Origin of the sequence: Burkholderia sp. RF2-non_BP3 (assembly GCF_001522185.1) — a bacterium.
In the GTDB taxonomy this organism is placed as follows: Bacteria; Pseudomonadota; Gammaproteobacteria; order Burkholderiales; family Burkholderiaceae; genus Burkholderia; species Burkholderia diffusa.
On record NZ_LOSU01000036.1, the window covers coordinates 95,860 to 107,650 of the forward strand.

At 72.0% G+C, this 11,791-nt stretch carries 11 protein-coding genes and 1 riboswitch; of the genes, 6 read left to right on the forward strand and 5 right to left on the reverse strand.

The genetic code is table 11. From position 1 onward, the window contains the following. Window positions 1–108: 108 nt before the first annotated feature. Window positions 109–813, forward strand: a complete 705-nt coding sequence (locus tag WS45_RS19610; RefSeq protein ID WP_059449704.1) for a glutathione S-transferase N-terminal domain-containing protein — start codon at window positions 109–111, stop codon at window positions 811–813. 135 nt (window positions 814–948) lie between these two features. Here WS45_RS19610 and WS45_RS19615 read toward each other — a convergent pair whose 3' ends face one another. Continuing rightward, window positions 949–1,461: a MarR family winged helix-turn-helix transcriptional regulator gene (locus WS45_RS19615; RefSeq protein ID WP_059691707.1), complete on the reverse strand. Its 513-nt coding sequence runs from the start codon at window positions 1,459–1,461 to the stop codon at window positions 949–951. Window positions 1,462–1,594: 133 nt separating this feature from the next. Here WS45_RS19615 and WS45_RS19620 point away from each other — a divergent pair, with 133 nt between their 5' ends. Continuing rightward, the gene (locus WS45_RS19620; protein ID WP_059701501.1) at window positions 1,595–2,779 is read left to right on the forward strand and encodes an MFS transporter; all 1,185 of its coding nucleotides are present in this window, start codon (window positions 1,595–1,597) and stop codon (window positions 2,777–2,779) included. 197 nt (window positions 2,780–2,976) lie between these two features. On the opposite strand, the gene cobM is transcribed toward WS45_RS19620, so the two are convergent. The 4 genes from cobM to WS45_RS19645 are packed head-to-tail and all read right to left on the reverse strand — an operon-like array spanning window position 2,977 to window position 6,799. Further along, entirely contained in the window at window positions 2,977–3,705 is a 729-nt protein-coding gene (cobM, locus tag WS45_RS19630) for a precorrin-4 C(11)-methyltransferase (RefSeq protein ID WP_059701190.1), read from the reverse strand. Between the two features lie 42 nt (window positions 3,706–3,747). Beyond that, window positions 3,748–4,479 carry a cobalt-precorrin-6A reductase gene (locus WS45_RS19635; RefSeq protein ID WP_059701192.1) on the reverse strand — a complete coding sequence of 244 codons (732 nt, stop codon included), beginning with the start codon at window positions 4,477–4,479 and terminating at the stop codon, window positions 3,748–3,750. Next, on the reverse strand, window positions 4,476–5,564 hold the full coding sequence (locus tag WS45_RS19640; protein WP_059691711.1) for a cobalt-precorrin-5B (C(1))-methyltransferase: 1,089 nt from the start codon (window positions 5,562–5,564) through the stop codon (window positions 4,476–4,478). Before WS45_RS19640 ends, WS45_RS19635 begins: the two co-directional genes overlap by 4 nt. Next, complete coding sequence (locus tag WS45_RS19645) at window positions 5,564–6,799, reverse strand: bifunctional cobalt-precorrin-7 (C(5))-methyltransferase/cobalt-precorrin-6B (C(15))-methyltransferase (RefSeq protein ID WP_059701503.1); 1,236 nt, start codon at window positions 6,797–6,799, stop codon at window positions 5,564–5,566. Before WS45_RS19645 ends, WS45_RS19640 begins: the two co-directional genes overlap by 1 nt. 203 nt (window positions 6,800–7,002) lie before the next feature. Beyond that, a riboswitch (cobalamin riboswitch) is annotated at window positions 7,003–7,193 on the forward strand. 107 nt (window positions 7,194–7,300) lie between these two features. Here WS45_RS19645 and cobG point away from each other — a divergent pair. From cobG to cobJ, 4 genes are read left to right on the forward strand one after another with little or no spacing between them, the layout of a single operon-like run. Beyond that, window positions 7,301–8,656 (forward strand): precorrin-3B synthase, encoded by a 1,356-nt coding sequence (cobG, locus tag WS45_RS19650; protein WP_059701194.1) that lies wholly within the window; start codon window positions 7,301–7,303, stop codon window positions 8,654–8,656. Next, window positions 8,649–9,275 (forward strand): precorrin-8X methylmutase, encoded by a 627-nt coding sequence (locus WS45_RS19655; protein ID WP_059537435.1) that lies wholly within the window; start codon window positions 8,649–8,651, stop codon window positions 9,273–9,275. Before cobG ends, WS45_RS19655 begins: the two co-directional genes overlap by 8 nt. Beyond that, window positions 9,272–10,006 (forward strand): precorrin-2 C(20)-methyltransferase, encoded by a 735-nt coding sequence (locus tag WS45_RS19660; protein WP_059502040.1) that lies wholly within the window; start codon window positions 9,272–9,274, stop codon window positions 10,004–10,006. The genes WS45_RS19655 and WS45_RS19660 overlap by 4 nt, the downstream gene beginning before the upstream one ends. Next, a complete protein-coding gene (gene cobJ / locus WS45_RS19665) occupies window positions 10,003–11,718 on the forward strand; it encodes a precorrin-3B C(17)-methyltransferase (RefSeq protein WP_059701196.1) in 1,716 nt (571 codons plus the stop codon). The genes WS45_RS19660 and cobJ overlap by 4 nt, the downstream gene beginning before the upstream one ends. Window positions 11,719–11,791: the final 73 nt, after the last annotated feature.

Consider the following 11,791-nt stretch of genomic DNA (forward strand, 5'->3'; position numbering starts at 1 on the left):
CCCGTCTGTCGAAGTGTTCGTCCCGTTCCTGCCGCGGTGTCAGGGGCGGTCGGCGATGCACGGCAGGACGGCGGAGCGCGGATCCTCCACGTTGACGAGCGAACCTCCATGCCCGATCTGTCCGCCTTCCCGATCACGAAGAAATGGCCTGCCCAGCATCCCGACCGTCTGCAGCTGTACTCGCTGCCGACGCCGAACGGCGTCAAGGTGTCGATCATGCTCGAGGAAACCGGCCTGCCGTACGAGCCGCACCTCGTGCGCTTCGACACCGACGACCAGCTGTCGCCCGAATTCCTGTCGCTGAACCCGAACAACAAGATCCCGGCGATCATCGATCCGAACGGCCCGGACGGGCGGCCGCTGCCGCTGTTCGAATCAGGCGCGATCCTGATCTATCTCGCGGACAAGACGGGCCAGCTGATCCCGAAGGATCCCGCGGGCCGCTACGAGACGATCCAGTGGGTGATGTTCCAGATGGGCGGCATCGGCCCGATGTTCGGGCAGGTCGGCTTCTTCCACAAGTTCGCGGGCCGCGATTACGAAGACAAGCGTCCGCGCGACCGCTACGTCGCCGAATCGAAGCGCCTGCTCGCCGTGCTCGACGCGCATCTGGCGAACCGCAAGTGGGTGATGGGCGACACGTACACGATCGCCGACATCGCGATCTTCCCGTGGGTGCGTAACCTCGTCGGTTTCTACGAAGCGGGCGACCTGGTCGGCTTCGGCGAATTCAAGCATGTCGCGCGGGCGCTCGATGCGTTCGTCGCGCGTCCGGCCGTCGCGCGCGGGCTCAACATCCCCGCACGCGGCTGAGCCGCGCAGCGGGCGCACCTCGCGGCCCGCGCTCTGCCTGGCCCGCCGCATCGCGCGGCGGGCGATTCTCCCGCTTCCGTCCGGCGTTTCCGTTTCCCGCTCGCTGCGTTCATTCGACGTGACGAATCGGCGGCGCTATTTTTCGGCGGACGTCGACGCCGCTTCCCCCAGTCCCGCCAGCAGCTTTGCCAGCAGCGCTGAAAGCTGCGCCTGCTCCGCCTTCGACAGCGCGGCCAGCATCGCGCGCTGATTGTCGACGTGCGCGACCACCGCATCGTCGATCAGCGCGCGGCCGGCGTCGGTCAGCGCGACGAGCGTACCGCGGCCGTCGGCCGGGTTCGGACGGCGCTCGACCCATCCGGCCTTCTGCAGCCGGTCGATGCGCGCGGTCATCCCTCCCGACGACATCATCAGCGCGTCGTACAGCGCGGTCGGCGTCAGCGCGAACGGCGCGCCGCTGCGCCGCAGCGTCGCCAGCACGTCGAATTCGCCTGGCTGCATCCCGTAGCGCGCGAACAACGGATTGAGACCGTCGCGCGCGATCACCAGCGCGGCCTCCTGCAGCCGTCCCATCACGAGCATCGACGACGCGTCCAGATCCGGGCGCTCGACGCGCCATTGCGCGAGCGCATGCGCGGCTCGATCCATTACCCCTCCTCGGCTCACCAGTTATCTTGACGTCGAGATAAATCGGCATTTATCTTGATGTCGAGACACTTTACATGAAAACGCGCGGCACCCCCTGACGGAGGTGTCGCGCACCGATACCGAGGGCCGTTCCATGAATCGCTTCACTTCTCCCGGATGGCGGCTTGCCGCCATCGTGCTGGTCGGACTGAACCTGCGGCCGGCGCTGGCCGCGATCGGTCCGCTGCTCGACATGATCCAGCGCGCGACCGGCATCGGCGACGGCGCGGCGAGCCTGCTGACCACCATCCCGATCCTGCTGATGGGCCTGGGCGCGTTGAGCGCGCGGCGGCTGCAGCGCGTGACGGGAATCGTGGGCGGCGTATGGCTGGGCGTCGCGCTGATCGGCGTCGCCTGCGCGTCGCGCATCGGCGCGCAGCACGCATGGCTGCTGCTCGCGAGCGCATGCTGCGCGGGCCTCGGGATCGCGATGGTGCAGGCGTTGCTGCCGGGATTCGTGAAGGCGCATTTCGCGACGCGGATCGGCGGCGCGATGGGCGTCTATTCGACGTCGATCATGGGCGGTGCGGTGCTCGCGAGCGTCGTCGCGCCGTTCGCCGCGGCCCGCTGGGGCTGGCCGGTCGCGCTCGCGGGCTGGGCGCTGCCGGCCGCGGTCGCGGCGCTCGCGTGGCCGCTGGCCAGCCGGGGCGGCGACGCGTGGGTGTCCGTGCCGACGTCGGCGTCGATGGTGCAGGCGCGGCCGTCGCGCTCGCCGCGCGCGTGGCGGCTCGCGCTGTTCTTCGGGATCGCGACGGGCGCCTATACCCTCGTGCTGGCATGGCTGCCGCCGTACTACATGCGGCTCGGCTGGTCGCCGACCGCGGCCGGCAGCCTGCTCGGCGGCGTGACGCTCGCCGAAGTCGTCGCGGGGCTCGCGGTCTCGGCGACGATCGACCGCCTGCCCGATCGCCGGCCCGCGCTGCACGCGGCGATCGCGTCGCTGCTCGCGGGGCTGCTGGTGATGCTGGCCGCGCCGCAGGCACTTGCGCTGCCGGCTGCGCTGCTGATGGGTGCCGGTATCGGCGCGCTGTTTCCGTTGTCGCTGATCGTCACGGTCGATCATGCGGCGACACCGGCCGATGCGGCGTCGTTGACGGGGTTCGTGCAGGGCGTCGGCTATCTGATCGCCGGGCTGTTTCCGTTCGCGGCGGGCATCGTGCGCCAGCGTCTCGCGGATCTGTCGCCCGCGTGGGTCGCGATGGCCTGCCTGTGCGTCGTGCTGTTCGCGCTGGCGACGGGGTTCGCACCGCGGTTTGCGCGGCGCGTTGCGCGGGCGTAGCGCGAGTCAGGCGCTGCGCGTGACGGCGTTGAGCCGGTTCGTGGCGGGTGCGCGGTCGTTCGTCGTTGTTCGGTCACGCCGGATGGCACGGTTGCCGCCGTTCGGCCAGGGGCATTGATCGGCGGGCCGGCTCGCGAGAAAACCCGTCGCCGCGATGCCTCGAAACGCGAAGTGCGTTGCGTTCCGTGCACGCGCAATCAACTGCCGCTCGCATACAGCGTCGAATCCGCGAACCCCTCCGCATCGAGCACGCGCCCGATCAGGATCAGCGCGGTGCGCTCGATCCGCGTGTCCTGCACCTTGCCGACGATGTCGGCCAGCGTGCCGGTCACGCGTTCCTCGTCGGGCCAGCTCGCCCGGTAGATCACCGCGACCGGGCAGGCGGGCCCGTAATGCGGCAGCACTTCGTTGACGATCCGCGCGAGATGCCGCACGCCGAGATGGATCGCGAGCGTCGCGCGATGCGCGGCGAGCGCGCCGAGCGCTTCGCCTTCCGGCATCGTCGTCTTGCCCGCGAAGCGCGTGAGGATCACCGTCTGGGCGACACCGGGCAGCGTCAACTCGACGCCGAGCGTCGCCGCGCACGCGGCCGTGGCCGTCACGCCGGGCACGATTTCATACGGAATCCCGAGGGCTTTCAGCCGGCGGATCTGTTCGCCGATCGCGCCGTACAGCGACGGATCGCCCGAATGCACGCGCGCGACGTCCTGGCCTTTCGAATGCGCGGCGGCGAGCAGCGCGACGATCGCATCGAGGTCGAGCTCGGCCGTATTGACGACCTGCTCCGCGCGATGGCCGTCGAGCACGGCCGGCGGCACGAGCGAGCCTGCATACAGAATCACCGGGCACGTGCGCACGAGACGCTGGCCCTTCACCGTGATCAGCTCCGGGTCGCCGGGGCCCGCGCCGATGAAATACACCGTCATCGAAAAATCTCCGTCAATTCATGGGGCAGCCGGCGCGCGGCGTCACACGCGCGCGCTCGGGTCGAGCGCATCGAGCAGCGCGGCGGCCGAGTCGAACGCGCGATCGGCGTCGGGCAGCGCCGGCCGGCGCAGCATCACGACCGGCAGCCTGCGTTCGCGCGCGACGTCGAGCTTGGCCTCGGTCGCGGCGCCGCCGCTGTTCTTGCTGACGACGACGTCGATGCCCGCGAGCGCGAACAGCGCGCGCTCGCCGTCGAGCGTGAACGGCCCGCGCGCGGCGAGGATCTGCGCGCGCGCGTTGCCGGGATGCGCATCGAGGCAGCGCACCAGCCAGAACTGCTGCGGCGGAATCTCGTCGAGATGCGCGAGCGGTTCGCGGCCGAGCGTGAACAGCGGCCGTCGGAACGGCGCGAGCGCGGCCTCGATGCCGGCCCAGTCGTCGACCATCCGCCAGTCGTCGCCGGGTTGCGGCGCCCACGGCGCGCGGCGCAGCGCCCACAGCGGCACGCCCGCGTCGCGCGCGGCGGCCGCCGCGTTCGCGCTGATTCGCGCGGCATACGGATGCGTCGCGTCGATCACGAGGCCGATGCCGGCGCCACGCAGGTACGCGGCGAGCCCCGCCGCTCCGCCGAAGCCGCCGACGCGCACTTCGCAGCGTAAGTCGTCGGGCACCTTGCCGAGGCCCGCGAGGCTGTAGACGTGTTGCGGGCCGAGTGCGCGCGCGATCTTCAACGCGTCGCCGGTGCCGCCGAGCAGCAGGATGCGCGCGCTCATCGTGCGCTCCCGACGAAGCGGCCCTGCCGGTCGATCGCGAACATTTCGACCGCGACCGATGGCGGCACGATGTCGCGCGCGACCCGCAGCGCATGCGCGCAGACGATGTCGCCGAGCGGCACGCCGTCGGCCTGCGCGAGCTTGAGCGCTTCCTGGCTCGTGTTCGCCGCGCGCATCGCGGCCTGCAGCGCCGCGTTCGCGCCCGCCTCGGCCGCCCACTGCGCAAGCAGCGGCAGGTCGATGCTCGAATGGCGACTGTGCAGATCCAGATGGCCCGCCGCGAGCTTGCTGAGCTTGCCGAAGCCGCCGCACATCGACAGGCGCGCGACCGGCGCGCGGCGCAGGTGCTTGAGCACCGCGCCGGCGAAATCGCCCATTTCGATCAGCGCCATGTCGGGCAGGCCGTAGTGCGCGCGCATCGCATCCTCGCTCGCGTTGCCGGTGCACGCGGCGATGTGCGCGATCCCGTTCGCGCGGGCGACGTCGATGCCCTGATGGATCGACGCGATGTATGCCGAGCACGAGAACGGCCGCACGATGCCGGTCGTGCCGAGGATCGACAATCCGCCGACGATGCCGAGGCGCGGGTTCATCGTCTTCAGCGCGAGCGCCTCGCCGCCCTCGACGCCGATCGTCACGTCGAAGCCGCCTGCATAGCCGAATTCGGCCGCGAGCGCGTCGAGGTGCGTGGTCATCATCTGGCGCGGCACCGGATTGATCGCCGGTTCGCCGACCGGCAGCGTGAGTCCGGCGCGCGTGACGGTGCCGACACCCGGCCCCGCGTGAAAGCGCACACCGGGCGCCGCCGCGAGCGCGACGCGCGCGAAGACGAGCGCGCCGTGCGTGACGTCCGGATCGTCGCCGGCATCCTTGATCGTGCCGGCTTCCGCGCCGTCGGCCGTCGTCCGGCAGAACGCCAGCCGCATCATCACGTGCTGCCCCTTCGGCAGCACGATCTCGACGGCGTCGACCGCGTGCCCCGCCAGCAGCAGGCGCGCGGCGGCGAGCGACGTCGCGGTCGCGCAGCTGCCGGTCGTGTAGCCGAAGCGCAGCGGCGCCGGTTGTTCGGGGGTTTCGTCGCGCATCACGCGGGGTCCGTGAGGTCCGTTGCCGTGGCATCGGGTTTGCGCACGTCGTACAGCGTGACGGGCAACGGCTGCCGCCACGTGTCGAAGCGGCCGAGCGGCTCGGCGTGCGCGAGCGACACGCGCGTGAGCGTGCCGCCGTGCATCCCGCGCCACGCGGCGAGCGCGAGCTCGCCCTGCAGCGTGACCGCGTTCGCGACGAGCCGGCCGCCGGGCTTCAGCGCCGACCAGCACGCGTCGAGCACGCCGGGCACGGTCGCGCCGCCGCCGATGAAGATCGCGTCGGGCGCGGCGAGCCCCGCGAGCGCGGCGGGCGCGCGCCCCGCGACGAGTTGCAGCCCCGGCACGCCGAGCGCGTCGCGGTTGTGCTCGATGAAGCGCTGGCGCTCCGCATGCGACTCGATCGCGATCGCCTGGCACGACGGATGCGCGCGCATCCATTCGATGCCGATCGAGCCGCTGCCCGCGCCGACGTCCCACAGCAATTCGCCGGGTGCGGGCGCAAGGCGTCCGAGCGTCAGCGCGCGCATGTCGCGCTTGGTGAGCTGGCCGTCGTGGCGGTACGCGTCGTCGGGCAGGCCGGGCGTGAGTGCGCGGCGCGGCGCATCGGGGCCGGCCTGGCAGTCGAGCGCGACGAGATTGAGCGCGGCGGTCTCGTCGATGTTCCAGTCTTGCGCGAGACCGTCGATGCGCCGCTCGAGCGGGCCGCCGAGGTGTTCGAACACGCTGATGCGTGTCGGGCCGAAGCCGCGCGCGGCGAGTTCGGCGGCGACCGTGGCCGGCGTGCGGCCGTCGGCGCTCAGCACGAACAGGCGCCGGCCCGGCAGCAGATGGCGCGCGAGCGTCGCGAGCGGCCGGCCGACGAGCGACACCGCGCCGACGTCCTGCAATGCCCAGCCGAGCCGCGCGGCCGCCAGCGACAGCGACGACGGTGCGGGCAGCACGCGCCATTCGTCGGGGGACAGTTCGCGCGCGAGTGTCGCGCCGACGCCGAACAGCATCGGGTCGCCGCTCGCCAGCACGCAGACGGGCGAACCGCGTCGCGCGAGCAGGCCCGACAGGTCGAATGGCGACGGCCACGCGGCGCGTTCGGCCCGCAGCCGCGCGGGCAGCATGTCGAGGTGCCGCTTCGCGCCGACGACCCGCGACGCCTCGAGCAGCGCGCGCCGTGCGCTGCGCCCGAGCCCCGCGTAGCCGTCGTCGCCGATGCCCACTACCGTCAGCCACGCCGTCATGCACCCTTCCCCATCGTCCGGTTCCATCGAGTCGCCGCACGGCGCCGGTATGGCGCCGGTGCGGCCGTCCGCATTGCGAAAGTCGGCATGGTACCGTGTTCCACCGCGCGTTTCATCTGCCGGCCCGCCGACGCCGGGCCGCATTTCGCTTCGGCCACGATGCCCGCTCGGCGGTCGCGAAGCGCGGGGGAAATCGGGTATGCTACGGCCGTTCGTTCGCCGGTGCCCTTCGGGGCCGAAGAGGGAACACAGGGCGCGCACCGCGCCGCTGTGGCTGCCCCCGCAACTGTAGACAGCGAGCCGATCTCCCCCTCGTGCCACTGGTTTCACCGGGAAGGCTGGGAGCCGGCGCCGACCTGTCAGCCAGGAGACCTGCCGGCATGAAAGTGCGTGCGTGCCAGTCGGCGTCGGGCGGGGTGTACCGATGCGTTGGCCGCGGCGCGACACTGTCCCGGTATCCCGTTGAGTTCCGCCCCCGATTCCATTCCTGCATCGCCCGTCGTGCGCCCGTCGGCTTGCCCGGGGCTCGTGCGCGTCGTCGCGGCCGCCGACGGCGGGCTGTGCCGGATCAAGCTGCCGGGCGGCCGGCTCGACGCGCGGCAGGCGCGTGCGATCGCCGCGGCCGCGCGCGCCTGCGGCTCCGGCGCGATCGACGCGACCAATCGCGCGAATCTCCAGGTGCGCGGCATCCGCGACGGCGCGGCCGATACGCTGGCCGACGCGTTGCTCGATGCCGGCCTGGGCCCGCGCGCCGGCGATGCCGCCGACGACCGGGCCGCGCTCGCCGCGAGCGACGACGTCCGCAACCTGATGCTCAGCCCGCTCGCGGGGCGCGATCCCGACGCACTGCTCGACAGCCGCGCGATCGCGCTGCCGTTGCTCGACATGCTGACGCACGAGCCGCGCCGCGGCGAGGTGTCGCCGAAATTCTCGATCCAGCTCGACGGCGGCGAATCGGTCGCGGCGCTCGATCATCCGCACGACATCTGGCTCGCCGCGTGGCGTCGCGGCGACGGCGCGGTCCGCATCGCCGCGGGCATGGCCGGCTGCCCGCCGGTCGCGCCCGGTGATCCGCCCGCCTGGTTCGACGTCGCGCCGGACCAGACCGTCGCGCTCGTTCGCGCACTGCTGCTCGCGTTCCTCGATCTCGCGCCGGCCGACATCACGCGGATGCGCGCGTTGCTCGCAACCGGCGGCGCATGCGCGTTGCGCGAGCGCGCGCAGCATTACGCGCCCTTCCCGCTCGAAGCCGATCCGGCACTGGCCGGCTGGCGGCGCAAGCATGCGGACGCCGCGCTGCGTTTCGGTGCACGGCCGTCGCGCGATGCGGATCGCTGCAGCGTCGGCGCGCAGTTCGCGCTCGGCCGGCTCGACGCAACGCAACTGGAACGGCTCGCGGCACTCGCCGACGCGGAAGGCGACGGCACGCTGTCGATGACGCCGTGGCAAGGCGTGTTCGTGCACGGCGTGCGGCACGAACGCACGCCGGCCGTGCTCGACGCGCTCGCGTCGCTCGGCCTCGTGTGCACGATGTCCGACCCGCTGGCGGCGCTGGTCGCGTGCACCGGCAGCGCGGGCTGCGCGAAGTCGCGCGCCGATACGAAACACGATGCGCTCGCGCTGGCCGCGCGCGTCGGCCATCCGGTCGACGTGCACCTGACCGGCTGCGAGCGCCACTGCGCGCTGCCGCACCCCGCGACGTCCACCCTCGTCGCGGTCGCGCCCGGACGCTACGACCTTTACCGGCGCGACGCCGCCGCGGGCCTCGGCGCCCCGCTCGCGCGCCATCTGACGATTGACCAGGCCGCGGACCGACTGACGGACGCGCGGCACAGCCAGGACACCACCGATGCTTGACTACATTCGCGACGGGCAGGAAATCTACCGCCAGTCGTTCGCGACGATCCGCGCCGAGGCCGACCTGTCACAGGTTCCGCCCGATCTCGAGAAGCTCGCGGTGCGCGTGATCCACGCGTGCGGGATGGTCGATGTCGCCTACGACCTGCGCTTCTCGGCCGGCGCCGGCACGGCGGGCCGCGCGGCGCTCGCGGCCGGCGCGCCGATCCTGTGCGACGCGCGGATGGTCGCCGAAGGCATCACGCGCGCGCGGCTGCCGGCCGGCAATCGCGTGATCTGCACGCTCGGCGAACCGGAAGTACCTGACCTCGCGCGGCATCTCGGCAACACGCGCTCGGCCGCGGCGCTCGAACTGTGGCGCCCGCATCTGGCCGGCAGCGTCGTCGTGATCGGCAATGCGCCGACCGCGCTGTTCCACCTGCTCGACATGATCGACGCCGGCGCGCCGCGCCCCGCGCTGATCCTCGGCTTTCCGGTCGGCTTCATCGGCGCGGCCGAATCCAAGGCGGCGCTCGACGCCGACAGCCGCGGCGTGCCGTACGTCGCGCTGCTCGGCCGGCGCGGCGGCAGCGCGATGGCCGCGGCCGCCGTCAACGCACTCGCGACGGAGGCGGAATGACGGCCCCGCGCGGACGACTGTTCGGGGTCGGCGTCGGCCCCGGCGACCCTGAACTGATGACGATCAAGGCGCTGCGCGTGCTGCAGGCCGCGCCGGTGGTCGCGTATTTCGTCGCGAAGGGCAAGAAGGGCAATGCCTACGGGATCGTCGAGGCGCATCTGCTCGATGCGCAGACACAATTGCCGCTCGTCTATCCGGTGACGACCGAGGCGCTGCCGCCGCCGCTCTGCTACGAGACCGTGATTGCCGATTTCTACGACACGGCCGCCGAGATCGTCGCGTCGCATCTCGACGCCGGGCGCGATGTCGCGGTGATCTGCGAAGGCGATCCGTTCTTCTACGGGTCGTACATGTATCTGCACGATCGCCTCGCGCCGCGCTACGACACCGAAGTGATCCCGGGCGTGTGCGCGATGCTCGGCGGCACGGCCGTGCTCGGGCAGCCGCTCGTTTACCGCAACCAGAGCCTGTCGGTGCTGTCCGGCGTGCTGCCGGAAGACGAATTGCGCACGCGGCTCGCGCAGGCCGACGCGGCCGTCGTGATGAAGCTCGGCCGCAACTTCGACAAGGTGCGGCGCGTACTCGACGAACTGGGGCTCGCGAAGCGCGCGCTGTACGTCGAGCGCGCGACGATGGCGGCGCAGCGCATCGTGCCGCTGGATGAAGTCGATCCGATGGCGTCGCCGTACTTCTCGCTGCTCGTCGTGCCGGGGGAAAAATGGCAAGGATGACGACTCCGCCCGCGATCGTGATTCTCGGTGCGGGCGCACTCGATACCGCGCGGCGTATTCAGGCGCGTTATCCGGGCGCCGTCGTGCACGGGCTCGCGTCGCGCGTCGAGGCCGACGTGCCGTTCGACGAGCTCGGCGCGCACCTGCGCGAGCTTTACGCGCGCGGTCTGCCGATCGTCGCGCTGTGCGCGGCCGGCATCGTGATCCGTTGCGTCGCGCCGGCGCTCGCCGACAAGGGTGTCGAGCCGCCGGTGCTCGCGGTCGCGGAAGACGGTTCGGCCGTCGTGCCGCTGCTCGGCGGGCTGACGGGCGTCAACCTGATCGCGCGCGAAATCGCCGAATGCCTCGGCGTCGCGCCCGCGATCACGACGAGCGGCGAGCTGCGCTTCGGCGCGTGCGTGCTCAACCCGCCCGACGGCTATGCGCTCGCCGATCTCCAGCAAGGCAAGCGTTTCGTGTCCGACCTGCTCGCGGGTGCGGCCACGCGCGTCGACGGCGCGGCGCCGTGGCTCGACGACGTCGCGCTGCCGCGCGACGCTGCGGCCGCGCACGCGATCCGCGTGACGCCCGATGCGTGGCGCGGCGCGCGCGACGAACTCGTGATCCATCCGCGCAGCGTGGTGGTCGCCATCGAGGCGCGCGGCGTGCGGGCCGATGCGTCGCCGTCGCTTGCCGAGCGCATCGACGCGCTGCTCGATACGTACGGTCTCGCGCGGCTGGCGCTCGCCGCACTCGTCGCGCCGGCGTCGTTGCTCGGCGATGCGCGGGTCGAGGCGGCGGCACGGACGCTGGGCGTGCCGCTGCGCTTCGCCGATGTCGAACGCGACGAAGATGCCGATGCGGCTGCCCTGCTGGGTTCGACGTTGCGCGTGGCGCATGCACTGCGCGCAACGTCCGACGGCCTCGCGTGCACGGTCGCGACGCAACCCGTCGATCCCGCGACGCTCGGTCGTGCGCGCGGCCGCCTGACGGTGCTCGGCCTCGGCCCGGGCGATGCGGCATGGCTCACGCCCGCCGCGCGCACCGCGCTCGCGCAAGCCACCGACATCCTCGGCTATACGACCTACGTGACGATGGCCGGCCCGTTCCGCGCGGAGCAGCGCGTCCACGGCACGGACAATCGCGAGGAAATGCAGCGCGCGCGCCATGCGTTCGAACTGGCGGCCGAAGGCCGGCGCGTCGCGGTCGTCTCGTCGGGTGACCCGGGTGTGTTCGCGATGGCCGCGGCCGTGCTCGAAGCGCTCGACGAAGCGCGCGATCCAAGATGGGCCGCGGTCGAACTGCGCGTCGAACCCGGCGTATCGGCATCGCTCGCGACCGCCGCGCAGGCCGGCGCGCCGCTCGGCCACGATTTCTGCGCGATCTCGCTGTCGGACAACCTGAAGCCGTGGGACGTGATCGAGACGCGCCTGCGGCACGCGGCGCAAGCCGATCTCGTGATGGCGTTCTACAACCCGATCTCGCGTGCCCGGCCGTGGCAGCTCGACCGTGCGCTCGATGCGGTGCGCGCGCATCGTGCGGCCGATACGGTCGTCGTGCTCGGTCGCGACATCGGCCGGCCCGGCGCGACGCTCACGACGACGACGCTCGGCGCGCTGCGCAGCGATCAGGTGGACATGCGCACGATGGTGATCGTCGGTTCGTCGACGACGCGGCGTTTCGCGATCGGCGACGGGCGCGAGTGGGTCTACACGCCGCGCTGGTATCGTTGAACGTCGCGGCGCCACGCGCGGCCGACCATCCGATCGATATCGGTCGGAAAAATCGCCCGCTTCGCGTTTCGAT